The organism is Mesorhizobium shonense (assembly GCF_040545255.1).
Lineage (GTDB): Bacteria > Pseudomonadota > Alphaproteobacteria > Rhizobiales > Rhizobiaceae > Mesorhizobium > Mesorhizobium shonense.
Genome location: NZ_JBEPLM010000009.1, coordinates 98,301 through 122,304, shown reverse-complemented (window position 1 = coordinate 122,304; position 24,004 = coordinate 98,301). Strand labels below are relative to the sequence as shown.

Annotated in this window: 28 protein-coding genes; 8 read left to right on the top strand and 20 right to left on the bottom strand. The window is 60.7% G+C overall.

Features of this window, described 5'->3' with window-relative positions:
* Positions 1 to 5 precede the first annotated feature (5 nt).
* On the bottom strand, positions 6 to 185 hold the full coding sequence (locus ABID26_RS22605) for a PAN domain-containing protein (RefSeq protein WP_354416784.1): 180 nt from the start codon (positions 183 to 185) through the stop codon (positions 6 to 8).
* A gap of 175 nt (positions 186 to 360) precedes the next feature.
* Here ABID26_RS22605 and ABID26_RS22600 point away from each other — a divergent pair, with 175 nt between their 5' ends.
* Together ABID26_RS22600 and ABID26_RS22595 are read left to right on the top strand one after the other, a co-directional pair.
* Positions 361 to 966: a DNA-binding protein gene (locus ABID26_RS22600; protein WP_354416530.1), complete on the top strand. Its 606-nt coding sequence runs from the start codon at positions 361 to 363 to the stop codon at positions 964 to 966.
* Entirely contained in the window at positions 963 to 1,607 is a 645-nt protein-coding gene (locus ABID26_RS22595) for an RES family NAD+ phosphorylase (protein ID WP_354416528.1), read from the top strand. Before ABID26_RS22600 ends, ABID26_RS22595 begins: the two co-directional genes overlap by 4 nt.
* 106 nt (positions 1,608 to 1,713) lie before the next feature.
* Here ABID26_RS22595 and ABID26_RS22590 read toward each other — a convergent pair whose 3' ends face one another.
* From ABID26_RS22590 to ABID26_RS22575, 4 genes are all read right to left on the bottom strand, one after another.
* A complete protein-coding gene (locus tag ABID26_RS22590; protein ID WP_354416526.1) occupies positions 1,714 to 2,316 on the bottom strand; it encodes a DUF309 domain-containing protein in 603 nt (200 codons plus the stop codon).
* Positions 2,317 to 2,697: 381 nt separating this feature from the next.
* A complete protein-coding gene (gene groL / locus ABID26_RS22585; protein WP_354416524.1) occupies positions 2,698 to 4,353 on the bottom strand; it encodes a chaperonin GroEL in 1,656 nt (551 codons plus the stop codon).
* Between the two features lie 69 nt (positions 4,354 to 4,422).
* Positions 4,423 to 4,719: a co-chaperone GroES gene (gene groES, locus ABID26_RS22580; protein ID WP_040975262.1), complete on the bottom strand. Its 297-nt coding sequence runs from the start codon at positions 4,717 to 4,719 to the stop codon at positions 4,423 to 4,425.
* Between the two features lie 212 nt (positions 4,720 to 4,931).
* Positions 4,932 to 5,162: a hypothetical protein gene (locus ABID26_RS22575; protein ID WP_354416522.1), complete on the bottom strand. Its 231-nt coding sequence runs from the start codon at positions 5,160 to 5,162 to the stop codon at positions 4,932 to 4,934.
* Between the two features lie 453 nt (positions 5,163 to 5,615).
* On the opposite strand from ABID26_RS22575, the gene ABID26_RS22570 reads away from it, so the two are divergent.
* Complete coding sequence (locus ABID26_RS22570) at positions 5,616 to 6,260, top strand: hypothetical protein (protein ID WP_354416520.1); 645 nt, start codon at positions 5,616 to 5,618, stop codon at positions 6,258 to 6,260.
* Between the two features lie 245 nt (positions 6,261 to 6,505).
* Here the strand turns inward: ABID26_RS22570 and ABID26_RS22565 are convergent, their stop codons facing one another.
* The 8 genes from ABID26_RS22565 to ABID26_RS22530 all read right to left on the bottom strand — a co-directional run bounded on the left by ABID26_RS22565 (position 6,506) and on the right by ABID26_RS22530 (position 16,875).
* Positions 6,506 to 7,423, bottom strand: a complete 918-nt coding sequence (locus tag ABID26_RS22565) for a DUF2493 domain-containing protein (RefSeq protein WP_354416782.1) — start codon at positions 7,421 to 7,423, stop codon at positions 6,506 to 6,508.
* A gap of 289 nt (positions 7,424 to 7,712) precedes the next feature.
* On the bottom strand, positions 7,713 to 8,738 hold the full coding sequence (locus tag ABID26_RS22560; RefSeq protein WP_354416518.1) for a DUF7146 domain-containing protein: 1,026 nt from the start codon (positions 8,736 to 8,738) through the stop codon (positions 7,713 to 7,715).
* Positions 8,738 to 13,090 (bottom strand): strawberry notch family protein, encoded by a 4,353-nt coding sequence (locus tag ABID26_RS22555; protein WP_354416516.1) that lies wholly within the window; start codon positions 13,088 to 13,090, stop codon positions 8,738 to 8,740. The genes ABID26_RS22560 and ABID26_RS22555 overlap by 1 nt, the downstream gene beginning before the upstream one ends.
* A gap of 98 nt (positions 13,091 to 13,188) precedes the next feature.
* Positions 13,189 to 13,614, bottom strand: coding sequence for a hypothetical protein (locus ABID26_RS22550; protein WP_354416514.1), 426 nt, complete (start codon positions 13,612 to 13,614; stop codon positions 13,189 to 13,191).
* A 127-nt stretch (positions 13,615 to 13,741) separates the two neighbouring features.
* Positions 13,742 to 14,047, bottom strand: a complete 306-nt coding sequence (locus ABID26_RS22545) for a hypothetical protein (RefSeq protein ID WP_354416512.1) — start codon at positions 14,045 to 14,047, stop codon at positions 13,742 to 13,744.
* Between the two features lie 13 nt (positions 14,048 to 14,060).
* A complete protein-coding gene (locus tag ABID26_RS22540) occupies positions 14,061 to 14,246 on the bottom strand; it encodes a hypothetical protein (protein ID WP_354416510.1) in 186 nt (61 codons plus the stop codon).
* A 22-nt stretch (positions 14,247 to 14,268) separates the two neighbouring features.
* On the bottom strand, positions 14,269 to 14,646 hold the full coding sequence (locus tag ABID26_RS22535; RefSeq protein ID WP_354416508.1) for a DUF3085 domain-containing protein: 378 nt from the start codon (positions 14,644 to 14,646) through the stop codon (positions 14,269 to 14,271).
* 81 nt (positions 14,647 to 14,727) lie between these two features.
* On the bottom strand, positions 14,728 to 16,875 hold the full coding sequence (locus ABID26_RS22530) for a ParB/RepB/Spo0J family partition protein (RefSeq protein WP_354416506.1): 2,148 nt from the start codon (positions 16,873 to 16,875) through the stop codon (positions 14,728 to 14,730).
* A 362-nt stretch (positions 16,876 to 17,237) separates the two neighbouring features.
* On the opposite strand from ABID26_RS22530, the gene ABID26_RS22525 reads away from it, so the two are divergent.
* Positions 17,238 to 17,447: a DNA ligase-like domain-containing protein gene (locus ABID26_RS22525; protein WP_354416504.1), complete on the top strand. Its 210-nt coding sequence runs from the start codon at positions 17,238 to 17,240 to the stop codon at positions 17,445 to 17,447.
* Here the strand turns inward: ABID26_RS22525 and ABID26_RS22520 are convergent.
* From ABID26_RS22520 to ABID26_RS22490, 7 genes are all read right to left on the bottom strand, one after another.
* Positions 17,431 to 18,036: a hypothetical protein gene (locus ABID26_RS22520; RefSeq protein WP_354416502.1), complete on the bottom strand. Its 606-nt coding sequence runs from the start codon at positions 18,034 to 18,036 to the stop codon at positions 17,431 to 17,433. The two genes, ABID26_RS22525 and ABID26_RS22520, sit on opposite strands and share 17 nt — an antisense overlap.
* Positions 18,037 to 18,216: 180 nt before the next feature.
* Complete coding sequence (locus ABID26_RS22515) at positions 18,217 to 18,447, bottom strand: hypothetical protein (RefSeq protein WP_354416500.1); 231 nt, start codon at positions 18,445 to 18,447, stop codon at positions 18,217 to 18,219.
* 8 nt (positions 18,448 to 18,455) lie between these two features.
* Entirely contained in the window at positions 18,456 to 18,887 is a 432-nt protein-coding gene (locus tag ABID26_RS22510; RefSeq protein WP_354416498.1) for a hypothetical protein, read from the bottom strand.
* On the bottom strand, positions 18,877 to 19,131 hold the full coding sequence (locus tag ABID26_RS22505; RefSeq protein ID WP_126102290.1) for a type II toxin-antitoxin system prevent-host-death family antitoxin: 255 nt from the start codon (positions 19,129 to 19,131) through the stop codon (positions 18,877 to 18,879). The genes ABID26_RS22510 and ABID26_RS22505 overlap by 11 nt, the downstream gene beginning before the upstream one ends.
* Before the next feature lie 152 nt (positions 19,132 to 19,283).
* A complete protein-coding gene (locus ABID26_RS22500) occupies positions 19,284 to 19,559 on the bottom strand; it encodes a hypothetical protein (RefSeq protein WP_354416496.1) in 276 nt (91 codons plus the stop codon).
* A 46-nt stretch (positions 19,560 to 19,605) separates the two neighbouring features.
* Positions 19,606 to 19,734, bottom strand: a complete 129-nt coding sequence (locus ABID26_RS22495) for a hypothetical protein (RefSeq protein ID WP_354416494.1) — start codon at positions 19,732 to 19,734, stop codon at positions 19,606 to 19,608.
* A 53-nt stretch (positions 19,735 to 19,787) separates the two neighbouring features.
* On the bottom strand, positions 19,788 to 20,732 hold the full coding sequence (locus tag ABID26_RS22490; RefSeq protein WP_354416492.1) for an ArdC family protein: 945 nt from the start codon (positions 20,730 to 20,732) through the stop codon (positions 19,788 to 19,790).
* A gap of 481 nt (positions 20,733 to 21,213) precedes the next feature.
* Between ABID26_RS22490 and ABID26_RS22485 the strand changes: the two genes are divergently transcribed.
* From ABID26_RS22485 to copC, 4 genes are all read left to right on the top strand, one after another.
* The gene (locus ABID26_RS22485) at positions 21,214 to 21,876 is read left to right on the top strand and encodes a hypothetical protein (RefSeq protein WP_354416490.1); all 663 of its coding nucleotides are present in this window, start codon (positions 21,214 to 21,216) and stop codon (positions 21,874 to 21,876) included.
* 463 nt (positions 21,877 to 22,339) lie between these two features.
* The gene (locus ABID26_RS22480; RefSeq protein WP_354416488.1) at positions 22,340 to 22,546 is read left to right on the top strand and encodes a hypothetical protein; all 207 of its coding nucleotides are present in this window, start codon (positions 22,340 to 22,342) and stop codon (positions 22,544 to 22,546) included.
* Positions 22,547 to 23,063: 517 nt separating this feature from the next.
* Positions 23,064 to 23,432, top strand: a complete 369-nt coding sequence (locus ABID26_RS22475) for a hypothetical protein (protein ID WP_354416486.1) — start codon at positions 23,064 to 23,066, stop codon at positions 23,430 to 23,432.
* 126 nt (positions 23,433 to 23,558) lie between these two features.
* The gene (copC, locus tag ABID26_RS22470; RefSeq protein ID WP_354416484.1) at positions 23,559 to 23,927 is read left to right on the top strand and encodes a copper homeostasis periplasmic binding protein CopC; all 369 of its coding nucleotides are present in this window, start codon (positions 23,559 to 23,561) and stop codon (positions 23,925 to 23,927) included.
* Positions 23,928 to 24,004: the final 77 nt, after the last annotated feature.

Below are 24,004 nucleotides of genomic sequence, written 5' to 3'. Positions count from 1 at the left end.
GACAATCAGTTCTGACGTTTCGCGCCGCTATCGGTGCCCCGGCTGCTGAAATACTCTCCCGGCTGGTCGAAGAGAACGCAGCGCCTTTGCGAATTGGTGAATCCAAAAGCCACGCACTGTTCGATATTCCAGCATTCGTTTCCGCATGCGTCACGGTTCGGAGACGCGAGGACATTCCAGGACAGAAAGCCCCTGTAGATCTATTCCGACCGTCTTCGGCGCGAGGACATGCCTCTGCTGATACCCTGTCGCAGGGGGCGATGTCAGTTTCGAGAAACTTGATTGCGACCCCCAGTGATCACCAGGTTGACGTCAGTCGAACACCTGCATATATTCCCTAGGTCAACCAAAGAGATAATTATGGCTCGCACGGCGCCAAACACGGGTGCTCGAAAATCCGATACCCTGCAGGCCGCCTTTCTCCGACGTGCCACGTCAGCGCTTGAGCGCATGACAGCAAACGCGTCGCGAAAGACCCTCTCCGAAGCACTCGCCGCTCCGACCGACGCCGGGTCGCTCGCGCGTCTTCTGAGCCAATTGGATGTTGTCGGATCGGCGGTCATGGAACTCGATCCGCTCGTTCCAGCCTTTGCCAGGAATATCGAACATCGCAAGCTTTTGATCGAGCGCGCGGGTGGCACCGTGTCCGCCGAAGACGCTGGACGCCTGATAGGCATCTCACGGCAGGCAGTCGATAAGCGTCGGCGGGCGGAGGCTTTGCTCGCCATCCGGGAGGGGAGCGATTGGCGTTATCCGACGTGCCAATTCGATAACACGGATGTGGCCGCCGGCATTGCAGACGTGGTGCGGGCCTATGCTTCGTCTGGGCCGTGGGTGACGCTGGACTTCCTGCTCGCGCCCGATTCTGCCCTTGAAGGACGCGCTCCAATCGAGGCTTTGAAGGCTGGCAATCGGGAAGCAGTCCTGCGCCTGCTGCGGAGCGAGGCGCAGGACGGCTTTGCATGAAGTCTCGGAAGCGGACCGCACGGCGCGGCCCATCCGGTGTGGCGCCTCCACCCCCTGATTGGCTCGGAGGAATTTCGCTACCAATCGAGGAAATAAAGGCGGGACAGATCTTCCACCGCATTCACCGATCGTCGTTCGATCCGATCTTCTTCGGTCCTGGTCCAGATGTGCCGCCAACAAGCCGCTTCGACAGTGCAAGCGGCCGCTTCGGCGTTCTCTATTGCGCGCTGAGCCTTCGTGGTGCGCTGGCCGAAACACTCTTGCGAAACCCGCAACGCCTCATGGTTGCTTCGACGGATATCGTAAGCCGATCTGCGACGAGCCTGATCTCCGTTCGGCCGTTGCGTGTTGTACGCCTCCATGGCGCAGGTCTTCAAATGGTGGGCACAGACAACGCAATCTCGACCGGCCCGTACGAGCCCTGCGGTCTCTGGTCCGACGCGCTGTGGGATCACAAGGATCAGCCAGACGGACTGGCTTATCAGTCGCGGCACGATTCCAGTGAAATCTGCCTTTCGCTATTCCAGCGAGCGAACGTGCGATTATCCGCCCGGGAAACCCTTCCCTTGTCGCAAATCCTGAGGACAGTGGCGGACGTTCTTGATATCTTCGGAAAGTCGGTCTCCGAGCCACCAGAATAGACCAATCGCCTATTCGGTGCGTGCTCTCGCAAGAGGGGACCTCAATCCCAACATTGAGAGTAACGGAACCCGGCCATTCATTGGCATCTTCCCGCTCATCCTGCCGCTATTCGCCAGCGGATATGGTGGCGAAAGCCGCGGCCGGCGCAATAAGGACAAAATCAAACACGGGTTGAGGCCAACCGAGTGGCACGGCCGGCAACGCAACCCGGGCCGTCGTTGCTGCCTCGGCATAGTCGGCGAGAATTGCTGGCGGGAGGCCAAGCGCCTCTTCAGCAATGGCTTCCGGCGAGCCGGCCAACAGTCGAAACAGCATTGCGGCTCGCCGCGAGTGGCGCAACGCTGCAGCCGTTTTGCCCTCACGTATCTTCACGCCTGCTGCCGACAAAAGGATCAATGCCTTAAAGAACGCGCGAGAAGGGCTGCCTCGCTCCGCAACTTGCCAAAGACTTTCCCACGCCTCATGGGCTTCCCAGTAATACCCATAATTGAAGAGATCGAGACCCCAGAGGAATGGATCTGAGCCAATCGCGGTATCTGTGGAGACCAGCATCGGCTCGATGAGATAGCTATGTCCAGCGGGATCGCGAATTGGATGTGGCTGACTGCCCGGTAAGTACGCGTAGGCTGGAAAGTTCTTTTTGGGCAGGTGCCGAGGACGCGAATTCGAACCAATGGCCATGAAGCATGGTAGCACATTGATCGGCATGGCGAAGATATGCTCGCCGATTGGCGACGATACGCGAAGGCGGCCGCGTCGCGGCGTCGAGCAGCCTCTCAGCCTCGGATATACGGTGCTGAGGCCAAGGGTAGTGAGCGGCTTGCAGTTTTTTTGCACGGCAATCCAGCGTCTGGTGAGGGACAGTTTGATGCTCCAGGTTTATTGGCCAGCAAAGATCATTGCTTGCTGATCGTCCGTTGCAAGATCTCTGGTCACGATGCGGGATTGGGGAAGACCCGAGATATGTTCCCGAGCGCCGCCAGCAAAGGCATGGCAAGCCATGGCGCCAGCGAGGCAAGCAAATGCCCCATCGGCTAACGGAAAAGGGCGGCATTGCTGCCGCCCTTTCGAAGATAATCGGGGGTGCCGTTAGAAGCCGCCCATGCCGCCCATTCCACCCATGCCGCCGCCGGGCATGCCGCCCGGCATACCGCCGGCAGCTTCCTTCTTCGGAGCCTCGGCGATCATGGCTTCGGTGGTGACGAGCAGGCCGGCGATCGAGGCGGCGTCCTGGAGAGCGGTGCGAACGACCTTGACCGGGTCGACGATGCCCATGGCGATCATGTCGCCATAGTCGCCCGTCTGGGCGTTGAAGCCGAAGGTATTGGCCTTGTTCTCGAGGATCTTGCCGGCAACGATCGAGGCTTCGGCACCAGCGTTGGCCGCGATCTGGCGGGCCGGAGCCTGCAGCGCGCGGCGAACGATGGCGATGCCCGCGTCCTGGTCGGCGTTGACGCCAGTGGCCTTGACGTTGTCCGAGGCACGCAGCAGGGCCACGCCGCCGCCGGCGACGATGCCTTCTTCAACGGCCGCGCGGGTCGCGTTGAGCGCGTCATCAACGCGGTCCTTCTTTTCCTTGACTTCCACTTCGGTCGCGCCGCCGACGCGGATCACCGCGACGCCGCCGGCGAGCTTCGCCAGACGCTCCTGCAGCTTCTCCTTGTCGTAGTCCGAGGTGGTCTCCTCGATCTGCTGCTTGATCTGGGCGACGCGGCCCTGGATCTCGGCCTTCTTGCCGGCGCCGTCGACGATGGTGGTGTTCTCCTTGGAGATCGACACCTTCTTGGCGCGGCCGAGCATGTTGAGGCCGACATTCTCGAGCTTGATGCCGAGGTCTTCCGAGATGACCTGGCCACCGGTGAGGATGGCGATGTCTTCCAGCATGGCCTTGCGGCGGTCACCGAAGCCCGGCGCCTTGACGGCGGCGATCTTCAGGCCGCCGCGCAGCTTGTTGACGACCAGCGTGGCCAGGGCCTCGCCTTCGACGTCTTCCGAGATGATGAGCAGCGGCTTCGAGGTCTGAACGACAGCTTCCAGGACCGGCAGCATGGCCTGCAGGTTGGAGAGCTTCTTCTCGTGCAGCAGGATGTAGGCGTCTTCCAGATCGGCGACCATCTTGTCGGCGTTGGTGACGAAGTAGGGCGAGAGATAGCCGCGGTCGAACTGCATGCCTTCGACGACTTCCAACTCGGTCTCGGCGGTCTTGGCTTCCTCGACGGTGATGACGCCTTCGTTGCCGACCTTCTGCATCGCTTCCGCGATCATCTTGCCGACCGACTCGTCGCCATTGGCCGAGATCGTGCCGACCTGGGCGACTTCCTCGGAGGTCTTGATCTTCTTGGCGGCCTTGCCGAGAGCGGCGACGACTTCACTGACGGCGAGGTCGATGCCGCGCTTGAGGTCCATCGGGTTCATGCCGGCGGCAACCGCCTTGTTGCCTTCCTGGACGATGGCCTGGGCGAGAACGGTCGCGGTCGTCGTGCCGTCGCCGGCGATGTCGTTGGTCTTCGAAGCAACCTCGCGCACCATCTGCGCGCCCATGTTCTCGAACTTGTCCTCGAGCTCGATCTCCTTGGCGACGGTGACGCCGTCCTTGGTGATGCGGGGAGCGCCGAACGACTTGTCGATGACGACGTTGCGGCCCTTAGGACCGAGGGTGACCTTCACCGCGTCGGCGAGGATGTTGACACCGCGCAGCATGCGCTCACGGGCGTCGCGGGAGAATTTTACGTCTTTTGCAGCCATTGTAATCTCCTGGCAGGGGCTCGGGTCGAACCCACAGATTCAAGATTCAGTTGATGGTGTGACCGATGTTCAGCCGATGATGCCCATGATGTCGGATTCCTTCATGATCAGAAGGTCTTCACCATTGAGCTTGACTTCAGTGCCCGACCATTTGCCGAACAGGACGCGATCGCCGGCCTTGACGTCGAGCGGCACGAGCTTGCCGCTTTCGTCGCGAGCACCGGAACCGACGGCGATGATCTCGCCTTCCTGCGGCTTCTCCTTCGCCGTATCCGGGATGATGATCCCGCCGGCGGTCTTGGATTCGGATTCGACCCGGCGAACGACCACGCGGTCATGAAGCGGGCGGAATTTGGACTTTGCCATGTTGTCTTCCTCGAATGAGAACGGTGAGAACTGTTCCTCCATCCGGCGAGGCCGCCGGACATCGGTTAGCACTCACGTAAGCCGAGTGCTAACACGGCGTGTGAGTAGGCGGTCGGCAATTGCGAGTCAAGACGAGAAGAACGGCGGAAATGGAGCTCGACCACCTGTGGTCCTGATACGCTGGCGCGAATGCAGAGGTCGGTTGGAAGCAGTCATTTTAACGAGCCATATTGCACCTCTTGCTTCGAGCTATGGCGCTGGCCGGCTTGCCGCAATACACCGCCGAGCACGGCGGGAATGACGTCGGCACAGGCATTTCTGGTCCGGTGTCGGCCACCGGCGGCGGCGGCAAGGCAAAGAAAAGCGCCACCAAGGACCGGGATCGTGTCTTCGGAGGAGTGATCGGCATCCAGCCCGACATCATCGGTTGGCTCGTGCGGCAAGAAGGTAGTTCCCAACAGATTCGGGCACGGACGGGCACGAGCCGCTCGACCAGAAAACTCCCGCGAGAGGCGGCGAGTGCCCCCGGGGGTCGCAACCCTGGGCTCCCTGCTAAGATGAATTCTGCGCCGAAGGCCGGATCCGACCCAAACTATCGGTCATCCTCCACGTCCGGTGCCTTCATACCGCGACGTTCTGCATATTCGATCAATGCAAGCTCAATGACAGCGGTGATCGAGCGACGTTCAGTCGTTGCGAGCTGTTGAGCCAGTGCCAGCACAGATGGATCAAAACGCGTTGTGAAAGGCTTTTTTGTCATTTTTGGCGGTGCGGCTTGAACTTGGTGTTGAAAAAGCACATAAGAAAAGCACGTGCATTGCACGTGCATCGACCGATCAGAGTGCGGGAACACTCCGATCGGCCTAACCATTCTCAAGCTTTCGGGAGCTCAGATCTTGGCTACTTCCAACCATACCACGACTTTGCCTTTCGTCACCCGCAGGAGGCTATTTGCAGGAACGGCAATTGCAGTTGTGGGATTGCAACGAAACGCGTTTGCCCGCAACGATTTGGAGAAAGGCCAACCCGAAGATCCTGCGGTGGAGGTCTGGCGCAAATGGCACGCGGCCCATCAACAGACTGAACGGCTGTGCCGTCAGCAGCAGGGCCTGGAGCGAAAACTCGCCGAAACGGTTGGTTTTCCTTGCGCGACCATCCGGCTGCGCGACGGCCGGAGTGTGACACTGCATTCCCTCAGCGCGATTGGCGATGTGCTCGACCTTGGTCCGGAGGATGAGGCAACCCGCGCGAAGGCGGAAGGCGATTTTGCGGATCATCAGGCGCGCTGGGATGCCGCCGACAGGGAAATTGGCTACTCGGCGACGTTGCGGGCAGAACGCGACGCCGCCGACCGGGTGGAGGACCTTCTTGAGGCGTTATCCAAAACCCCCGCCGTCTCCCTTGCCGGTGTGGCAGCGAAGCTTGAAGCTGCGCTTACGGAAGGAGAGGTCTATGAAGACGGTGCCGAATTTCCCTGGCCGCAGATACGATCGGCACTCGATGATGTTATCCGCATCGGCCAGCGGCTTGTTCCCGAGTAGCCTCTGCCGCGAATGCTGGGGCGGTGGAACGCATGTCGCCTGTGCAGTGCGCCTCGATCCCGAGTGCGCAGCCGAAGCGGGCGCCATCAACATCCCCTGCAACAACGCAGAAGTCAGGTGTACTGTGAGGACGCAGATTTCTGGAAGCAAGCAGTCAGTGTCCGGCTTCGTTACAATCTCGAGCCCAGAGTGACGGCAGTAGGCGAAGCTAGCCGCTAAAAAAAGCGCGGGAAGGAAGGCGTCGATCACGACGCCTTCCTGTTGCCAATGCGCTTAACCGGGATACCGAGGCCGCGCGCCTTGTCGACAAGGTTCTCGGTGATGCCGGTACCCGGGCAGGCGATGACGCCGATCGGCATTGTGTCGAGCAGGGCGTCGTTGCGCTTGAAAGGAGCGGCCTTGCGATGCGCCTTCCAGTCAGGCCTGAAGGCCACTTGGGTCACGCCGCGGGAATCGGCCCATTTGGCTGCGATGAGTTCCGCGCCCGAGGGCGTACCGCCGTGCAGCAGGATCATGTCCGGGTATTTTTCGTGCGTCTGATCGAGCACCTGCCAGATGGCGTCATAGTCCTGATAGTCGCCGCCGGTGAAGGCGATGCGGGTTCCGGCCGGGCAATGGGTTTCGATCTCGGAGCGGCGCTTGGCTGAGATGAAGTTGCGGCTGTCAATGACGGCGGCGGTGAGTGCCCGGTGTGAGACTTTGGAACCTGTCCGAGGCAGCCACGCGGAGCCGGTTTCGACACGGTAATGTTCGGCGGCGACGTCGCGCATCGCCTCAAAGGCGTTGCGGGTTTCGGTGAGCGAGAAGCCTTCGGCCACCAGCCTTTCCAGTTCGACGCTTCTGACCTCGGAGCCATCCTGTTCGGTAAGAGCGGAGCGTTGACGGCCTTCATTGTCGTCGAGGCGCTTTTGCGTGTGGGAGAGGCGGCGATGGAAGATGTTGACGAGGGACCAGAGCACTTCTTCGGCTTCGTCCTCGAGGCGGGTTCCGGAGAATATCGACTGGATCGCTTCGACCACGGTCGCAACGCTGCCTTCAACGGCTTCAGCATCGGGAAGGGGACGGAAATCGGGTTCGTCGGAGTTGGGACGGACGCTGTAGATCGCGAGTTCGTCGAGAAGGGCGGCGGTCGGGCTGGAGGTGGGTGCAAAGTGCTGCGACATGGTTCGGTCCTCTTGACTTGTGGCCTGCTCGGCCCGGGATGAGGCGATATCAACCCTGCGGAGACCGGCACGCACCCAAAGGGCCGCAGCGCAGCGAAGGGCGCGGTCACGGAAAAAATTGTTGCGCGAGGAGCCGGCTCGGCCGGCGGGGAATTTTTTCAAGTGACGGCGTTGCGGGGTGGTCGAGGGCGCCACTGCGCCCGACCCGCAGGGTATATCGCGAACTCATCCGGGTCGTGCGGGACCCCACAGGCCTGGCCGAGCGGTTCTTGCTGCGCTGCTCCTGCTTTCAGGCCTTCGCCTGTTGAACCGTAAGGGCGTTCTCGATATCGCTCTGCAGCCGGGCGCGAAGAGCGATGTCACCATCCTCGCGAAGATCGTCGTTGAAGTCGTTGCGCACCGGCATCAGGTCGAAAACAGCGATCCCAAGATCTTCGGCGCGCTGACGCAGCAGCTGCGCGGCCGTTGCGCCGGCGTCATCATTATCGCGGGCTATCCAGAGGCGTTTGGTATGTTCCGGCGGAATGAACTGCCCGAGATGGTTTGCCGTCAAACAGGCGGCGAGGTCCAGCAATGGAAATACGGTGCCGATGGAAAGCACCGTCTCCAAGCCTTCCCCGGCAATAAGATCGTCGGAACCGGAACCGTGTTGAAACCGCACCGCGTTTCCGGCCAGGTTGCCGATCACGCGCTTGGGCTCCGTGATCGACGCGACGCACGATCGTGAAGGGTCCAGCCATGTTCGATTGCAACCGGTGACGTTGCCCGCATTGTCGGTAATCGCGGCGAGCAGAGCAGGGAGTTGGCGCCGCTGGCCGGTTTCGTCGCGGAAATAGACGCCGTGATGGTAACGAAGCGCCGGCCCGAAACGGGTGATGCCGCGATTGCGCAAATAGCGCTCCGCGAGCGTGGCCTGGATGGGCCGGCCGATGGCGAGCAATCGTCGAGCGGTGGCCGAACGGTCCGGGTTCGTGGTGCCGCCGTTTTGCTCGACGGTGTTTTGAATGGACCGCAGGCCAGGCTGGCCGAGAAAACGACGAGCCTCGGAGAAGACGGCTTGCCATGTTGGGGAGGGCAATTGCTCCGCGATGATGTCGAGCAGATCGCCATGCTCTGCGCTAGCGTGATCCACCCATTTTCCGGGTTTGCGTCCGGCCGATTGTTTCAGACGCACGGCCAGGCTTCTCCCGGGATCGCCGTGCTTGTTGCCGACGATCCAGTAATTGCCGATTTTTCGACCGGCAGGGAGCCATGAACGGCAAAACGCTTCCGCCTGTTCAGCAAGGGCTCTTGAGATTTCGGAGGCGTTGTTCATCACGCTGCCTCCGAATGAGCGATCATCCGGTGGCGCTCAAGCAGTCGGTCGAGCACGTCCAGATTGTTGGCCGGCACGAAAAGCCGCGTGGACCATGAAATGATTTCGGTGAAACAACCGAGTGCCTTCAAGGCCGGCAGATCGGACGCAGAATGGCCGACGATTTCAAGGCGGAACTCACCCATGACACGGGAGCGTTTCAGGGTGAGACCGCCGGAAACATCGACGCTTGCGCCGCGTTCCATCACCGCTTCGAGCATTTCGGCGGCCGTCATGTCCACAGCGGCGTCGATACCAAGGGCGCGATACACCGTTGAAAGCTGGTCTGTGGTCACGAGGCGGCCGAGTACGCGTTCACCGTCGTTGGTTTCGAGCCGATAGACTCGGCAGTTGTCACTTGGAAGCTTGTTCCAGATCGGCAGCAAAAGGCCGCAGATCAAGGTCAGGCGACGTGTCGAAAACTCCGGAACCTGCGACACCTCGTCGGACCAGGCCTGCTCGAATTCGGCACCTGTAGCCGCATTCCAATGGGTGAGACCCAGTTCCGGCTCAAATACCTTCTCGCGGTGCATCGGCCGGGTGAGTTGCACGCGTCGGACGGGCGCGCCGTCCTCATCCATCACGCTCGGGGCCGATTGCATCAACGCGGCGCGACCGGACTTTGCATTGACCAGCAAACTTGCCGAACGATCTGATGCCGCGATCTGGCGGACCATCTCGAGCGAGAGCGGCTTGTTGCGCGTCGTCTCATTGATGGTCAGGGCCAGCGTCCTCGCGCCGCTGGCGGCATGCTCATGGATGACGCGCCTTTCGATGACATCGAAGCGCTCTGCCGTGAGCGTTTCGAGCCCGATATCGAGCGTGCCTGCGCGTAGCGCATCATCGATGATCTTGCCCAGCAACATTTCGAACGTCTCGAAGATGGCGTTCTGCATGTCGATGGTGAGTGCTAGACAGCGATTGAGGAATTGCGAGATCGGCGGCAACTGGTCGAGCAGAGAACCGGCAGAATCGGTGATGTGGAGACCCGTCATGTCGACGAATTGAGCGAGAGAGCAGGCATCGACCTTGCCGCGGACAAGATTGGAAAAGAACTGGCGCAGCGCTGCGCGCGCGTATGGGCTTTCTAGATTGTCCTCGGGGCGGAACATACCTTGGCCACCAGTCTGGCGCTGCCCCTTGGTGATCGCGCCAAGGGTATCGAGCCGCCGGGCAATCGTCGAAAGGAAGCGCTTTTCGCCCTTCACGTTCGTGGCGCATGGCCGGAACAGCGGCGGTTGTGCCTGATTGGTGCGATGCGTGCGACCGAGACCCTGGATGGCATTGTCGGCGCGCCAGCCGGGTTCGAGGAGATAGTGGACGCGCAGACGCTGATTTTTGACGGTGAGGTCGGCATGATAGGAACGGCCAGTGCCGCCGGCGTCGGAAAAGATCAGCACGCGTTTGTCATCATTCAAGTAAGCATGCGCATCACTGAGGTTCGAGGAACCTGGGCGGCGTTCAACACAAAGCCGTCCATCGGATGTACGAACTATGCGTCGAGAGCGGCCGGTCACCTCGGCAACGTGGTCTTTCCCGAAATGCCAAAGCAGCTGGTCGAGCGCGCCGTGGACAGCGGGAAGAGCGCAAAGATGCTCGATCATACGGTCGCGTCGCTCAAGGGCTTCACGGCACTGGATCGGGTTTCCGTCTGCGTCACGCGCCGGCCTTGAACGAAGATTGCCCTCCTCGTCGGTGTACGGCTCGAACAGCTGTGTCGGGAACGCGTGCTGGAGGTACGAAATGACATATTCCTTAGGCGATGTGTCGCACGTCAGATCGTTCCATTCCGACGCGGGGATTTCAGCAAGAAGCCGATCAAGCAGGGCTTCGCTCGTCGAGACGATCTGGATGACGGCGGAATGACCGGCGGCGATGTCGCCTTCGATGGCCTTGATCAGCGAAGGGCATTTCATGGCCGTAATTAGATGGCTAAAGAAACGCTGTTTCGAGCTCTCGAAAGAACTGCGCGCCGCCGACTTCGCCTGCCCGTTGAGGGTCCCTTCCTCCGAAGTGATGCCGGAGGCCAGAAGCGCCTGTTCGAGATTTTGATGAATCACCTGGTACCCGCGCGCGTACTCATCGTAGATGGCGCGTTGTGCATCGGTGAGCTCGTGGACGAGCATTTCGTATTCGACGCCTTGGAACGAGATCGAACGCGCCATGTAGAGGCCGAGGGCCTTCAAATCGCGCGAGATCACTTCCATGGCGGCGATACCGCCAGATTCCATGGCGCCGACGAAATCGGCACGCGAAGCGAAGGGGAAGTCGCCTGTGGCCCACAGGCCGAGACGGCTGGCATAAGCGAGATTGGCGACAGTCGTCGCGCCGGTGGCCGAAACATAAAGGATGCGCGCGTCAGGGACTGCATTTTGCAGGCGAAGACCGGCGAGCCCTTGTTCTGAGGGCTTCTTTTCGCCGCGCTCGCCTTTGTCTCCGGCGGCATTGGCCATGGCGTGGGCCTCGTCGAAGGCGATGACGCCGTCAAAATCTTGGCCCAGCCAGTTGATCAGTTGCTGGAGACGGCTTGCCTTCAGATTGCCATCGCCATCCTGTCTCTCGGCTGTGCGTAACGTGGCGTAGGTGACGAACAGGATGCCCTGCTCGAACTTGATGGGTGCCCCCTGGCGGAAACGGGCGAGCGGCACGACGTCGGAAGCCGCGCCGCCAAGTGCGGTCCAGTCTCGCACAGAATCCGAGTGCAAGGTCTCGGATTTCGAGACCCACACGGCCCTGCGACGGCCCTTGAGAAAATTGTCCATGATGACGCCAGCGACCTGTCGGCCCTTGCCGCAACCGGTACCGTCACCGAGATACCAGCCACGACGTAGCCTGAAGGAATTTTCGGCATCTTCGGGCGCGGCCGTTAGCTGGTCATAGCTGTCATTGACCGTGTAAGTGCCGGACAGATGCGAATTGTGCGCCTCGCCGGCATAAATCACGCTTTCGATCTGCGCATCGGAAAGCGCGCCGGTCGAAATGAGGGAGTTCGGCAAGGTCGGCCGATAGGAGGGGAGGGGAGGCGCGATCGACGCCATTGCGGCTGATTGAACGAGAGCAGTCGGATGTGAGAGGGCGCCGATTATGTTGATGGCCTGGACGCGATAGGGCTCGTAAAGGCCGGCGGGCTGCGCCGAGGTTTCGGCATTTTCCGTGCGGGGTTCATAGTCGATTTCAGCGAAATCGGCTTTGTCGAGCGGGTGCCGCGCCGCTTGTGCTGCATCGGCGCGGGCCTGTGCACGGGCCTTGTCGCGTAAGGCCATGATGCTGTGCGCCGGCTTTGCAGTCTTGAGACAGACGGCGGGGGAGGTGACGCCGTTGCGAGCGGGCACACCGACGATCACGCGCGAGAGAAGCTCGGCGCATGAGGCGGCCGCCTGCGTGTGCAGCGCAGGAGCCGTTAGGGAACCGGTCTCTTTGTCGATTACGGTGAAACGGGTTTCGAAGCTGGTGCCGTGGCTGGCATAGACCTGACCCGAAATCGCGGAGCTGAAGCGTATAGCGGCACGGTCTTCGATCGAGCGAAAGAAGTCGCCCGACTGGCTGGAGCCGGGAGCGAAATTCGAGCCCGAGATCATGACAAGACGACCGCCAGGTGCGAGGCGAGCCAGCGCAGAGCGGACATGCTGCATGGTCGCGGCGCGGAACCGGCCTTCGACATTCGGTGCGACCGAGAATGGCGGGTTCATCAGCACGATTGAGGGTAAAAGGGCGGCATCCAGACGATCGTGGATGGTGGCAGCATCGTGGCGTGTGACCGTTGTGCCGAAAAGGTCGCCGAGGAGCTGTGCGCGATCGGCGGCGAGCTCGTTGAGCAGGAGGTCGGCGCCGGCGATGCGGGGATAGCAGGCCATCATACCGGTGCCGGCGGATGGTTCGAGCACAGTATCGTCGGCGCAAATACCGGCCGCATGGGCAGCAACGAAAGCGAGCGGCAGTGGCGTTGAGAATTGCTGCAAGCGCTGCGATTCTTCGGAACGGCGGGTCTGTGTTGGTACGAGCGCGGAGATCCGCTCGATCATCGCCAGTTCTGCGGCCGGATCGGCCGCCTGCCGGCGAATGCGGGGACCATATTTGAGCATGAACAGGATTTGAGCGCATTCGAGCGCTTCATAGGCATCCTTCCAGACCCATGCGCCATTGGCATCTGTGTCGCCATAGGCGGATTCGACGGCGTGGCGCAGCATGACCGTCGAAATCGATTTTCCGGTTTCGAGCAAGTTAAGGAGAGCGCGCGCCGCCTCCATGAGCGAGACGGCGGCGGGACGAGGGGCATGGGAAAGAGCGCCGCTAGGGCTGACGGGCATGTTCATGAAGGCCTCCGGGTTTCAAGGAAAGTCTCCCGGCGGCTCTCTTTGGCCGCGGGAAGGCTTGCCTTTCCCGGCCTGCCTCTCACTCTTTTCTGGAATGCCTAGCCGAAACGGCGGCCGATCTCGTTAAGGCGTAGCCGTTGGCCATGATCGCCTCCCTGTGTGCCGGGGCCGGAATTGGTAGGCGCGGGAGGCATATGATGGATTTCGGCGCCTGCGCGCCGGTAGGCATCCATCACATGGTAAAGCGGGACGAAGGAGAGGCTGTTCCAGGGCTGCGGATCCGGGGCGCGGCCGACGGCGATCATAGGGCCGCTACATGCCAGCTTCGCGACAACCAAGAAGTCGAGCTTGCGGCTGTCGTAGACGGGCAGGCCTGCAGCGATTGCTTCGGCCTTGATGGTTTCGCAGTCGTAGCCACTGAGCCAACCGTGGCCGTAGTGGAGGGAGAAGCCGCCGCGGCCGACCGATAGGTGACCGCCTTCGGTGGCCAAAGCTTTTTCGATATAGGATGTATAGTCAGTCATCGGGGTGAGTTCCGTGACGGGCGGCCGCGTGCCTGTCACGCGGTCTGCAGAACCCGTCACGGGCAAAAGGGCCACCCTTTGATCAGAGGGGGCGGCCCTTTGAGGTTCACGACCGGAGCGATTAAGCCTATCGGACGATGCCGAGTTGCTCGCCAATGCTTGGAGGGGTCGGCGTGCTCGATTCCTTGATCATGGCAACGATGGCCTCGCGGGAGAGGTTGGAAAGATCATAGCCGCGCGTTCGTGCTGCGCTGACGATGCTCTCCAGCGATGGATATTCTTCGAGGGCCGTTCCGAGCCATAGCTCATGCATTTCTGTGTCGGCGTCTGCAAAGGCTTGAATAAAAAAGGTGCGCAAGGGCGGGTCGTAGCCGATAACAGCGTCCGGATCAGTCTTCTGCCTTTTGCTGACAGTGAGGGTGTGGCGGCTCATCTTGTCTCCAATCTCAATATTCATAGGTTCTCGATCCGTCGGGCAGGTCGCAGGCGATCTGGACATGCAGCGATTCCAGTTCGTCAGGCTCATAGTGCCGGTTGCGCCAGGCGATGGCTTTGCCCGATGTCGGGAACGATCTGATATCGGCCTCGCCAATGTAGCCGGCGTTCTCGACGACAGTGAATTGTTGTTTCATGGTGGTGCTCCTCGCAAGCCTCTCAATGCGCGCATTTTTCGATGAAGACCGATATGGTGGTTTCGGTGAATTCGAAGATCAGCGGGCTGTTAGCGGCGACCGCATCGCGCACGAGACCGGCATCGATGAATTCGCGGCCGTCGTCGTCGCCGAAGGAATCCCGCTTGGCGGCCCACCATTGATCGAACGGCATGGTTTCGGGATTGCACTCCTGGGCATAGACGAGTTGCTTGTGCTTGGTCGCTTTGCCATTGTGCATGAGATAGACGCCCTGATCACCGACCAGCCAGAACCCGGCGGGATCCTTGACGCGGAAACGGCGTCGCAGGCCGAGAGGCCATCTGGATTCGGCGGCTGCGAAGAGTTCGCGTATTTTGTCGGCGCGGAAAGTCAGTCGCATAACATTGCTCCGTAGCTTTTGATGTGAAAACGGCCCGGTTGTGAGCCGGGCCGTCGTGTCGACTGGTTGGAGAGAAAGCGGTCAGGCCGCGTTGTCTTTCAGGAAGGCGGGGATATCGTCGTCCTCATCGATTTCCTGTTCGTCGTCCTGAAGCGCGGCTTCGGGATCAACGTCGTCATCATCGGGACCCGCATCCCCTTCCTCGGTGTCCTCGGGGACCTGATCGTCATCTTCGTCATAGTCTTGTGACGAATAATCCGGCGCCGCAGCTTGTTCGGCAATGGAACCGGTGAAAGCCATGCCGTCTGGCAACCAGGTCGAGGTCTTTTGCGCCGTTTCCGCACTGAGACCGGCTGCGGCGCGTGGATCCTCTCTGAAGGCCTGTTCCATGCTGGCGGCGATGATCGGCTTCTTGTCCTTGGCCTTGTCGTCGGCCCAGCGGTCATCGATCAGCTCGCGTGCGACCTTGATGGCATGGTCTTTCTTGACGCGGCTCCAGTAGTTTTCAGCCGTCGGCCTCCAGCAAGCTGCTGTGTCGACGGACATGCGCTGGCCAATCATCTCGACCACGGGATGCGCGCGATTGTCGGTTGCAAGCTGCGGGATGACGCCATGGGCGACGCACCAGGCAAAGAGCGCCTGCTTGTCGTTGTCGGGCAGCGCGCACATCGCCTGGAAGTCCTGCGGACTGGGCAGGGACTCCCATTCGACATTGAGACCTTCCTCGGTGGCCTGCAGCATGCGTTGCGCAATCGTATCCTTGATGGCGTCACGGCTCCGGTAGGTCTCCGCGGGCGAGACCACAACATTGATCGGCGTGGGCCGATAGGTGTTGTCGGTGAGAACACGCAAACACATGGAGTAGAGCATGACGTCGAAGGCCGTTGCGAAATCGGCCGCCAGGTGCGCCTTCAGCACCTGATGGCGTGCTGCGCGCAGATCATCCGCGAGCAAAGCGGAGACGCCCTGTTCTTTGCGTGCTTCGGCCACGGGGTCTTTGGCGACGCCGCGGCGCGAGACCGGCATCTCAATGTCGGGAGCGGCGGTGTCGCCCTCGTCATTGTCTGACACAGCCTTCTTTTCGAGAAGGTCTTCAGGGCGCACGAGACCGGCTTCTATGCGCAGATCGCCGTCATAGTCGACAGTGACGACGGCACCTGCAATGGCCTTTTGCTCATCCATGAAGACCGCGCTGTTGGCAATGATCTTGCGCAGTTCCTCCAGGCGCTCGGCAGCTGCGTCTTCCTCGGCCTGCTGTTCATCGGTCCAGGTTTCCTCGTCGTATTGGCTCGAAAATGCCTCGATACGGGATTCCAGTTCCTCGACCTCGTTGACGATCGCCGCACTTGGTTCGACCGGCTCGGGATAGACCCGACCGAAGCGGCGGAAAGCGTCATAAGCGACTTCGAGCTCGACTGTGACCCATTTCCACTCCTTGGCGAGATCGTCAGCCGTCAATTGAAGCTTTTCGCGGGCAAGTTTTTCAACTAGCTCGCTGTCGGCGAGATGAACGCTGTCATTATCGGAAAAGAGGTCGCGCAGCACGGTGCCGCCGGCGGCCTGGTAGGCGTCTACGCCGACGAAGCGCCCAAGCTTGGAGTTGCCGTGGTAGGTGCGCCGGGTCAGAGCCGATTTGATATTTTGCGGGTAGGGAACGTACGGGTTGGCGGCGAGTTCTTCCCAGACCTCGTTCTGCCGAGCGTGATCGTCGGTGATCGAGAAAGCTTGCACGCATTCCAGTGTCATCTTGTTGGCACGGAACGCCTCGATAATGAGGGGGGAAACGCGCGCCAGCTTCATGCGGCGATCGACGAAATTCAGCGTGACGCCGAAGCGGTTGGCGATTTCCTCGCGTGACCAACCCTTCTTCTCAAGGGCATTGAAAGCCTCGAATTCGTCTGCCGGATGCATGTCGGCCCGGACGAAATTTTCAATGAGAGAGGTTTCTTCCGCCTGCTTTTTGGTTTCGACGATGCAGGGAATATCTTTTTCGGCAGGGATTTCACCTTCAGCTGACAGGCGTTCGAGCATCGTGAGACGGCGACCGCCGGCATGGACATGGTAACCTTTGCCGGATTTGTGGACGAGCAGGTTCTGCTTGATGCCGTTGGCCTTGATGCTGGCATAGAGCTCATTGTCCTCTTCTTCGCTGACTGTTGTCTTGCGAACATTGAGCTGGCTGCGGGACAGCTTGTTGAGCGGTATCATGGCGATGATGGGGTTGGTCATGGTATGGCTCCTGTTGAGCCGGGCGGGAGAACTCTCTCCGCTTTCGGAGCCCGGACAACCGGGCTCCCCTGCCTCTTCCTCTTACCGCGGGGTGCAGGATGGGGCGTTTCAGATCCTGCTCTTGCCAGCGAAAGCCGGGGCAGGGAGGTGCGATAGGCTCCAGCGACCACGCATTCACGCGGATGAATTCCTTGTGGAAGGCGCGCATGACATCGATAGAGGTGGCCACCGACAAGAGCGACATCGCGAAGGGAATGCGACCGAAGCGCCTGACGGCCGGCCGAACTTCATGACCTGGAATGTTGAGTTATGTTGCCTTCGACATGATGTAGCTGGACAGACAGGATCTGCGAGCGTTGCCGGTGATCGAGCGGAAGGCCAAGCTTTGGGCGCTGGTGAAGCCGGCCGAGGGCGTCATCCAGTATTCGACACATGTCGAGGGCGGCGGCGCCGAATTCTACGACGCCGTCGACAGATGGGCCTGGGTCTCGAAGCGTCGGAACAGCTCCTATAAGAGCGGTGCGTCCAACGCCTGGGTCAAGACTAAGTGCCAAGCTATCTCCGCGCGTTGACGGGAGCCTTTTTCAAGCCGGCTATCGGGAGTTTATGGGTCACCGACCTGCCGTTGTAGGTATATTTGAAGAAGCCGAAATAGCCGGTTTCGGAATAATCAACGAGCACCGAATGCTCGCCTTCCTGGTCGATGATGGTGTCACCTAGCTCGAAAGGGCGGGGTGGTCCTTGGTTTACGGTCATTCCAGAACTCCCTATCAACGTCGCGAGAGCCCGACCTGGCCGGGGCTGCGAACAATTAGCCTCTTCTTCTACCTCCTTCTCCACCGGCGGCCACGCGTAGCTACCGTCGGCGGGTTCATGGCCGAGCTCGATCAGCCTGGCTCGATCCCGCTGCAGAGCACGGATTGCGTGCGTTGCTGCCTCGGCCTGTTCAGGCGGGTCGTCCGATAATTCGTCCGGCACATGGATGCCCAGGATTTCAAGGATGCTTTCGGTGAAGTCACAGCATGAGTAGGTCATTAAGTCAGTCCTTGGTTGGAGTTTATCGATCTTCGCTTCCGACAGGCCGGGGGATTGCGGCTTGAGCGAGCAATGAAGTCGCCCCGGACGAAGCTGTCTCGCCTCGGCAATTTTGTCGCCGAACATGCGAGCACAAGAAGGCGGCTTGCCGCCGGTAAATCGTCAGGAATGGAAGGGAGGATGGGTAACGATATGGGCGGCTCCTTTTCGAGAGCCGGGTGGGAGAAACTCTCTCTCCCGTTGGGAAGCCCGGCACCGGGGCTTTCCCTGTCGCTTCCTCTTGTGAGCGTGATGTTGGAGGGACAGCTATTTGGGGGAGCCGCGCTCTGCTTCCTGGCGGCGATTTCGCGCGTAGGCTTTGAGGTCGTCCTGATTGTCGCGAACCCATTCCAGGGTTTTCAGCACACATTCGAGGCGAAGGACGTGCTCGGCCGCGGCGCGTTCATGGCGCCCGTGTGAACGAAGGTGCTCGCGGCGGCGCTGTTCCAGTACCTCCTTGATCTCGTCGATCTGAGCGAAGATGGACCTTTCAGCCATGTTTGGGCTTACGCTTTGGTGCGATCGATGCGGGCGCTGCGTTGACGGAAAAGCGGCAATGCTTCCTCGGCCAGGCGTTGCATGAATTGCTTGCTGAAGCGGCCAATCGGATCCTGATTTACATCGAGAGAATAGGATCGCTCCACGATGTCGTAATTGTATTCGCTGACGATGATCCACCCACCTTTCCATTCCTTGAGCCCGCCGCGGCGGCACTCAATCTGAGGAAGTTCGATGGCAACCTGGTCGGCTTTGGGAGGAGTCGCAGAGACGGCTAGAAGGCCGACATGTGTCAGGCCGTTGGCACTTTTGAGGACCGTGAGGACACAGACCGGCCGAGGCTTCTCGCCGTCCTTCCGGCCCAATTCGAGCTGCCATTTAAAGACATAGTCATAATAGAAGATGTTGCCGTGTTTCATCAGGTCGGCATTATTCCTCATAGCCTTCCCCCGCCGCCAGTCGCTCAAGATCGGCGGCGAACGCATCAGCCAGATCGTCGGGGGTTTCGCCGGCGCCATAGACTCGACGAGGATCGCCGGCTCGGCGGAGGCGATCATATTGTTCTGCGGTCATGAGGACGAACTTTCTTTTTCCGCGGCGGGTGATGTCGACTGGCGCGACGTAGGCGGCTTCGACGACTTCGCCGGATTTGTTGCTAAGGTCGGTGAGGGAAAAGCTGCGCATGATGCAAGCTCCTGAAATTCACTTGACCCCATTTTAGGGAAGTTAGCTAAAATGGGCAAGACGCAGCTATCGCCACCGATGATGATGCGGGTCCAGACATGGTTGGCCATGCTTGTTGCCTTTCGCGATTGAGGAGAGGGGGAGAGGACACGTCAGGATGGGATGCCGCTCATGTCGGCTCCCTCCATCAGCACGGCGTTCGCCGTGATCAGGCCAATATCGATCGCATGCCGGATGGTGTTCTGGATCGCCGCGGTTTCGCCGGACGCGTGCCAGAGACCCCACAGGGCGCGACGGCGCGCATATTCGGGACTGCGCTTCCAGTCGTCATAGCTGGCGAAACCCGCCTCGCGGCCGTGGTCGGCGCCGACAAAGGACGGATGTCCGTCAAGTCGAGGCGGCGATGCGGGAGTTGGAAGGCAGCGCACGTCGAATACGCCGTCTGCTGCATGTCGGGCGTCGTCGTCACCGTCATCATGGATGGGCGAACCAGTAAGTGCGAGCGCCCTGGTCGAATTCGTTGTCCTTGTAGACGTGGTAGATTTCGACGCCTGCATGTTCCATGAATAGTTCGGCGGGCCGGTGCTGGGTGATGTATGGCATGATCGTTTGCTCCAGAAATGGAAAGCCCGGCGCGATGGCCGGGTGATGAGGTGTCAGGCGGCGGCTAGCGGCGCGTCCTCTTTTGCGGCGGCGCCGGGCTGCAGGCTGTGCAGGTAAGCGGCGGCGCGTTCGGCATGCGCGGCGGCCTGGAAAATGGCGCGCTTATCGTTCTTCAGGACCTTTAGCCAGCTGGCGATATAGGCGGCGTGATCCTCGCGCGGCTCGGCCTCGATGCCGAGGTCCGCGCAGATCATACATGCAGAAATTTCCACAACAATTTCCTCGATCGCGTATCCTTCATCGCCCCATGTCTTGCGGCCAAAATCGCGATCGAGGCGTGTTGGATGCTTTGTCCAATGAGACACTTCGTGCGCGACTACAGACACGAACGATTCAGGCGATTCGAACGCCTCGAAGATGGGGCATGCGATGAAGTCGCCGGCAGGGCTATAGAATGCCTTGTTGCCGCCGAAGCGGATGTCCGCGCCGGTATTGGCAAAGAACGCATCGGCGGCGACAAAGCGCTCCATGGGCGAGCGGGGCTCGATCGCAGTGGGGCAGAACTGCGCCGGCAGGTTATCGATCTGGTCGCAGTTGAAGACAGGGTAACCTTTGAGGAAAGGGATGCGCTGCTCGATTTCCTCGCCGTTTTCAGCTTCCCCGGTCTTTTCGATTGCGCCGGCATAGACGACGAGGGTGGAGGTCTGGCCCTTTCTGACCTGGCCGCCGAGTTCCTGGGCCTGTCGATAGGTCATCCAGTAGGGCGAGGCGTAGCCGTTGGCGGTAGCCTCCATCCAAAGAAGCACGGTATTGATGCCGCGATAGGGGACGCCGTTGTGGCGCAAGGGGCGCGTCGGCGTGCCGTTTGCGCCCCATGGCTGATGCCAGGGCCGCACACCTTTTTCGAGTTGCTCCACGATCTTGTCGGTGATGCGCTGATAGACGTCCTTGTCGGGACGCCGGGTGTTGGCGGAACGCTTGGCGGGTTTGCTGGTCATGATGCTTTCTCCGGTCAACGGACCGGGGAAAGCCTCTCTCTCCCACTCAGGCCCGTTCGACCGGGCCGGCGCTTTCTCTCGCTCTCTAGAATATTGGCTGCCTGTCCGCCTTTTACTGGCCGAACTGGACGGCAGGGCCTGGTTGGTGGTTTCAGGTTTGCCGCAGCGCCGGCGTCGCAAGAGCGATCATAGCCCGGATGGGGCGAGACCCGCTTGTCGGGGCTCGACGGAGCTTTGGGCGCTTCCGCAAAGCGGAAGCCGAGCCTTAGCGGAGCTTGAGCGCGGTCGCGCAGCGACTTGCCGCGACCATCCTGGTAAGGTTGGCGAAGTTGCTCTGGCTGACAAAGTTGCCTTGCTTTCTAGATTCGAAGCGAAGGAGACAAGTCATGGCTGGAAGAGCACCCAAGGGCACCAACTCGTTCCGTCAGATCGCGGTCACGGGCCCGCGAAGGGATCGTGACCATGTTCACGATGAAGGGCGTTGTCGCGACTCAAAAAACTGCCTGCCGGCGCCGAAGTGGCGATCGTATCGTCGAAGCCGGAATCGGTTCGAGAAATCAAGCGGACAGTCGGCGGACACGTTGACCGGATTAGGGAAGGGATCGAGCGCGGACCGGTCCGCGCCCGGGTTCATCGCAAGCCATTTGTCGACAAAACCGCCTTCGAACCTGATGCGCGCGGCCGCGCGCTCCTCGAAGGAGTCCGCATCGCCGAGGAGGATCTTCGACAAGCGGGCGGGGCCTATGATCTCGACGAGGTTCGTACGTTGATGCGAGGAGTATCCCGCCAGGCCGTCGACAAGCGGGTGCAGGAAGGTTCTTTGCTTGCGGTTCCAGGGCCGAGCAATCGGCGCAGCTATCCGACGCTGCAGTTCAGTCGCGACGGCAGTGTCGTGCCGGGGTTGAAGGCTGTTCGCGAGGCGTTGCAGACGAGCAATCCTTGGATGGTCCTCAACTTCCTTTCGCACCCCGATGAACGGCTAAACAAACGCAGGCCGATCGATCTTTTGAAGTCCGGCAATCTCGAGCTTGTGTTGGAGGCGGCGAGGCGCCATGGCGAGCAGGGGGCCAGCCTGGCGAGAAATTTTATGCGCCCCATTCGCCGTCAGAGGCGCTTTCTGGAAATCTGTTCCGCGCTTCTGTAGGCGATTTTGCGCCTTCGGAATTATGCAACAGGCCCCGCTATGGGAGAGATCGAAGTTGAATCGAGGCATGGGCTAATAAGTGCGGAGCGGCGCAAAAGGTTCATCCGACTTATGAGTTTTTCAAAGGAGCCGGCCTCGGCATAATCGAAAAAGACGCGCGGCACCCGGCGGCGCGCCGCAAACCGCCAGATTGGCCGCAACTCCCTGTGAAAGCTTTCCAGCACCAAGAGCCAGGTCGCGTGGGAATTAGAGACACTGATGCTTCCTTCGAGACCCCAGCGGCGCTTGGGGGCTAACCCGGCTTCGTCCTTATGGATGCGTAACCTGCATTTTGCCAATGGCGTATATTTACCGTCAGCCGGTGCCGTGTTTGGATTCCGACCCCCGCCGGTTAGGCCCGGCGTCTGCTGCCTACCCCGCCAGCCTGCCGGGGCGCTCCCGTGTTGAGGGCGGCGGCATGCCCATGTCGCGTTACGGAGGTGTCTATGGACCCGCTGATCTGGACTTGCTCCAGCGGGTATTTGATCGGCTGTGTGATGAGCGCCGTCTGGCCAAGAAGGACCGGGAACAGCGCGAGCAATTGGCGGCTGAAGTCATCCGCGTTTTCGACGACGGGATCACGGGCGAAGCCGATCTATTGCGGGCCATTTCCAAGCGGCGGAGACTCTGAGACTCTAAGGTCAAGCCGGGTTTGCCGACAAGCTCTCGTCTGTCACGGACAGGGCGTCCGCCGCCGCGCGGGCCGAAGGCCCCAAGCGGAGGAAGGATGGGGAGACCGATTTTCTCCTTGCTGGGGAGAGGGGGCAGCGCTCCCTTTCCCCTCGAAACAAACAATGAGCGTACAAGCGAAGGCAGCGCAGCGGCCGGAGCCAGTTCGCGCACCGCTTGGCCGGTTAAATGGGCAGCCGCAGGTAGCATAGCGCCGCCCGAAGGGCGGAAACCGGGACCGACTGCCCCGGCAAGCGGTTCCGGGTAGTATTCGGAGTTGGCCTGACACGATGTGGCCCGTTCGCCCGCGACGCTCCGAGTATGGAGCGCTCCGCGTCGCGCGCGAACCCAACCCGAAATCGCCGACTGATGGGACGGAGAAGGCGAAATCACCCCTCCGACCGCCGGTCAAAGGCTGCTCCCATGGCCAACGCGCGAGCGCGCATGCTATAGCTCAGCCGCTCCGGTTTGGCTGGAAGATGATGCTCCCCGAACGATTGCCTGTTCCAGTCACATTGCTCGCCGCGCTTTTTCTTGTCGTTCAAGCGTTTCTGAGCGGAAGCTGGATCGGTTTCCAAGCCTCGGCGGCTCAGTTCGATGCTTTTGGCAACATAATCTGTACGTCCCATGCTGGCGACCATTCCAAGGGCGGGCAGCAAAAGGACGACTACGACTCCGGCTGCTGTCTTTTCGGCTGCGATAGCGGTGCCGCTGTGCTTCCAGAAGCGGGCGAGATCGGGCAGGAGCGGCTGGCGTTCGCGATCACTTCCGACGGCAAACCGGCGTCGAAAGCCGCGATCCGGCGGCAAGAACTTCAGCCGCTCAGCTCTCGCGGCCCTCCGGCCTGAACAATGGCAATCTCTTCGCCGTTCCGCCCCGGGGCGGATGGAGACTTGAAGGCTGCCTTCCCAAGAGCTTCAATCATTGTCTAGCTTCGGGTCGACCAGGTCGCCCTACATCAAGGAAACATATCCATGCGCAACATCTTGCTTGCAGCTGCTTTTACGCTCCTCACTTCGGTAACGCTTTCGGGCTCTGCCTATGCCCATGCCAAGCTCGAGGCGGCACAGCCACCGATCGGCGGCACGGTCAAGGAGGCACCGACCGAACTCGACCTCAAGTTCAGCGAGGAACTCAATCTGAAGTTCACCGGCGTGAAGGTCACCGGACCCGACAAACAGGAAGTCAAGACTGATGACGCCATGCTGATGGATGGCGACAAGACCTTCATGGTCTCGTTGCCTAAGGGCCTTGCGGCCGGCCCCTACAAGGTTGAATGGCACGCCCTGTCGCAGGACGGCCACAAGACCCATGGCGAATACAAATTCACAGTGAAACCCTAAGATCGGAAAGGCGGGGGCGCGCTCCGCGCTCCCGTCCCCGTTCAGTCGGATGAGCAAAGTCCTTTTCACGCACCCGC

Coding starts and splice junctions, on each gene's coding strand:
- ABID26_RS22600 (WP_354416530.1), top strand. CDS start 361: ATGGCTCGCACGGCGCCAAACACGGGTGCTCGAAAATCCGATACCCTG.
- ABID26_RS22595 (WP_354416528.1), top strand. CDS start 963: ATGAAGTCTCGGAAGCGGACCGCACGGCGCGGCCCATCCGGTGTGGCG.
- ABID26_RS22590 (WP_354416526.1), bottom strand. CDS start 2,316: ATGCCGATCAATGTGCTACCATGCTTCATGGCCATTGGTTCGAATTCG.
- groL (WP_354416524.1), bottom strand. CDS start 4,353: ATGGCTGCAAAAGACGTAAAATTCTCCCGCGACGCCCGTGAGCGCATG.
- groES (WP_040975262.1), bottom strand. CDS start 4,719: ATGGCAAAGTCCAAATTCCGCCCGCTTCATGACCGCGTGGTCGTTCGC.
- ABID26_RS22565 (WP_354416782.1), bottom strand. CDS start 7,423: ATGTCGCAGCACTTTGCACCCACCTCCAGCCCGACCGCCGCCCTTCTC.
- ABID26_RS22560 (WP_354416518.1), bottom strand. CDS start 8,738: ATGAACAACGCCTCCGAAATCTCAAGAGCCCTTGCTGAACAGGCGGAA.
- ABID26_RS22555 (WP_354416516.1), bottom strand. CDS start 13,090: ATGAACATGCCCGTCAGCCCTAGCGGCGCTCTTTCCCATGCCCCTCGT.
- ABID26_RS22550 (WP_354416514.1), bottom strand. CDS start 13,614: ATGACTGACTATACATCCTATATCGAAAAAGCTTTGGCCACCGAAGGC.
- ABID26_RS22545 (WP_354416512.1), bottom strand. CDS start 14,047: ATGAGCCGCCACACCCTCACTGTCAGCAAAAGGCAGAAGACTGATCCG.
- ABID26_RS22540 (WP_354416510.1), bottom strand. CDS start 14,246: ATGAAACAACAATTCACTGTCGTCGAGAACGCCGGCTACATTGGCGAG.
- ABID26_RS22535 (WP_354416508.1), bottom strand. CDS start 14,646: ATGCGACTGACTTTCCGCGCCGACAAAATACGCGAACTCTTCGCAGCC.
- ABID26_RS22530 (WP_354416506.1), bottom strand. CDS start 16,875: ATGACCAACCCCATCATCGCCATGATACCGCTCAACAAGCTGTCCCGC.
- ABID26_RS22520 (WP_354416502.1), bottom strand. CDS start 18,036: ATGTTCGGCGACAAAATTGCCGAGGCGAGACAGCTTCGTCCGGGGCGA.
- ABID26_RS22515 (WP_354416500.1), bottom strand. CDS start 18,447: ATGGCTGAAAGGTCCATCTTCGCTCAGATCGACGAGATCAAGGAGGTA.
- ABID26_RS22510 (WP_354416498.1), bottom strand. CDS start 18,887: ATGAGGAATAATGCCGACCTGATGAAACACGGCAACATCTTCTATTAT.
- ABID26_RS22505 (WP_126102290.1), bottom strand. CDS start 19,131: ATGCGCAGCTTTTCCCTCACCGACCTTAGCAACAAATCCGGCGAAGTC.
- ABID26_RS22495 (WP_354416494.1), bottom strand. CDS start 19,734: ATGCCATACATCACCCAGCACCGGCCCGCCGAACTATTCATGGAACAT.
- ABID26_RS22490 (WP_354416492.1), bottom strand. CDS start 20,732: ATGACCAGCAAACCCGCCAAGCGTTCCGCCAACACCCGGCGTCCCGAC.
- ABID26_RS22480 (WP_354416488.1), top strand. CDS start 22,340: ATGTCGCGTTACGGAGGTGTCTATGGACCCGCTGATCTGGACTTGCTC.
- ABID26_RS22475 (WP_354416486.1), top strand. CDS start 23,064: ATGATGCTCCCCGAACGATTGCCTGTTCCAGTCACATTGCTCGCCGCG.
- copC (WP_354416484.1), top strand. CDS start 23,559: ATGCGCAACATCTTGCTTGCAGCTGCTTTTACGCTCCTCACTTCGGTA.